General features: G+C 70.8%; 4 protein-coding genes. 1 reads left to right on the forward strand and 3 read right to left on the reverse strand.

The window, feature by feature from the left end; genetic code table 11:
• Together FDZ70_10205 and FDZ70_10210 are read right to left on the reverse strand one after the other, a co-directional pair.
• Positions 1 to 519, reverse strand: a 519-nt coding sequence (locus tag FDZ70_10205; protein ID TLM67188.1) for a DAK2 domain-containing protein, incomplete at its 3' end; no start/stop codon positions are given.
• 145 nt (positions 520 to 664) lie between these two features.
• Complete coding sequence (locus FDZ70_10210; GenBank protein ID TLM67185.1) at positions 665 to 1,012, reverse strand: Asp23/Gls24 family envelope stress response protein; 348 nt, start codon at positions 1,010 to 1,012, stop codon at positions 665 to 667.
• A gap of 208 nt (positions 1,013 to 1,220) precedes the next feature.
• On the opposite strand from FDZ70_10210, the gene rpmB reads away from it, so the two are divergent.
• On the forward strand, positions 1,221 to 1,409 hold the full coding sequence (gene rpmB, locus FDZ70_10215) for a 50S ribosomal protein L28 (protein ID TLM67186.1): 189 nt from the start codon (positions 1,221 to 1,223) through the stop codon (positions 1,407 to 1,409).
• A 62-nt stretch (positions 1,410 to 1,471) separates the two neighbouring features.
• On the opposite strand, the gene FDZ70_10220 is transcribed toward rpmB, so the two are convergent.
• A partial coding sequence (locus FDZ70_10220; GenBank protein ID TLM67187.1) for a hypothetical protein occupies positions 1,472 to 1,662 on the reverse strand: 191 nt, incomplete at its 5' end.

The following is a 1,662-nucleotide window of genomic DNA, read 5'->3' on the forward strand; positions in this document are numbered from 1 at the left end:
GGCGGCGACGATCTCTTCGGCGCGGCGGAGCGCGGCGCCCTCGAGCGCGGAGACGAAGCCCTCGGCGAGGATCGCGACGCCGAAGCCGCCCGCGTCCACGACGCCGTTCTCCTTCAAGACGGGCAGCAGGTCCGGGCCGCGGCGCACCGACTCGTATGCGGCGTCGACGATCGCATCGAGCAGCGTCGGCATCGGAAGACCTGCGGCCGCGCCGGCAGCCGCGGCTGCCGCGCCGTCCTTGACGACGGTCAGCATCGTGCCCTCCACCGGCTTGCGCACGGCTTGATACGCGACCGTGGACGCGTGGTCGAGAGCCGAGGAGATGGACGCCGGGCCGAGGCCGTCCGCGGCGAGCAGGCCGTCGCAGATGCCGCGCAGGATCTGGCTCAGGATGACGCCGGAGTTGCCGCGCGCGCCCATGAGCGAGCCGTGGGTGACCGCCTTGCAGACCTCGTCGATGCCCGCTCCGGGATCGACGCGTCCGAGCTCGGCCATGACCGCGTCCATAGTCAGCGACATGTTGGTGCCCGTGTCGCCGTCCGGGACCGGGAAGACGTTGAGGCGGTCGACCTCGGACCGGCGGTCACGCAGCGCCGCGGCGGCCGCGCCGACGAGCGCTGTGGCGCGAGCTGCCGAGCCCGTCACCGGCGGTCCTTCGCGCCCGTCACGTGCGCACCTTGATGCCCTGGACGTGCACCGGCACGTCGGCGACCTCGACGCCGGCGATCGACTCGAGGACGTAGCGCACGCGCGCCTTGAGGTTGTGGGAGACCTCGGTGATGTTCGTCCCGTGCTCGACGACCACGTAGAGGTCCACCGTCGCGATACCGCCCTCGCTCGCGACCTGGATCCCCCGGCGCAGCTTGTCTTTTGACAGTATCTGCGCGACACCGTTCTTGAGCGACGGGGTCGTCATCCCCACGACGCCGTAGACCTCGAGCGCGGCGTACCCCGCGAGGTCCGCCAGCACGTCGTTCGATATCTGGAGTTCGCCTGCGATCGGTGCTGACACGGAAGGCCTCCGAACCCGTTCATCGAAGCGACCGCACGGCCGTAGCGGCCACCGGTGCGGCCGACGACGGGAGTATAGCCTACACCCTCGGGGCACGTTCCTTGTGACGCCGTCGGGTCCCGTGCTAGGATACCCCCCGCTTCGGACGGTATCCGGCGCGCGCCGCCATGGTGCGGCGCGCTGCGTGATGAGGGAGTGTCGAGAGGACATGTCGAAGGTCTGCGTCGTGTGCGGCAAGCATCCGAGCGCGGCTCGCAACGTGAGCCACAGCCACCGGGTCACGAACCGCACCGTCTACCCGAACATCCAGCGCGTCACCGCCGTCATCGACGGCTCGCCGAAGAAGGTCAACGTGTGCACGAAGTGCCTCAAGGCCGGCAAGGTCACGCGCGGGTAGCCGCGTTCCACACCCCGCACTGCAGGACGGCCGCGCCGATGCGCGGCCGTTCGCCTTCCCGGCTACAACGCGAACGGCTCGCCCGTCGCTTGGGCGAACACGATCAGCGACCCGGATGTGACGCTCACCGAGCACGCGCCGCCGACGGCTTGGTTGCTCACCCCCAGCGAGGAGAGCGGCGCGAGCGCGGCGTCCTCCAGGGCGTACGCGAGCCCACGCGTGGTGACGCCGCCGGCGCCGCCCGGGCTGACGA

It is taken from the genome of Actinomycetota bacterium (genome assembly GCA_005774595.1).
Taxonomy (GTDB): Bacteria; Actinomycetota; Coriobacteriia; order Anaerosomatales; family D1FN1-002; genus D1FN1-002.

What these genes read in the sequence shown, in the direction of transcription:
- rpmB (TLM67186.1), top strand. Translation starts at nt 1,221, where the DNA reads ATGTCGAAGGTCTGCGTCGTGTGCGGCAAGCATCCGAGCGCGGCTCGC.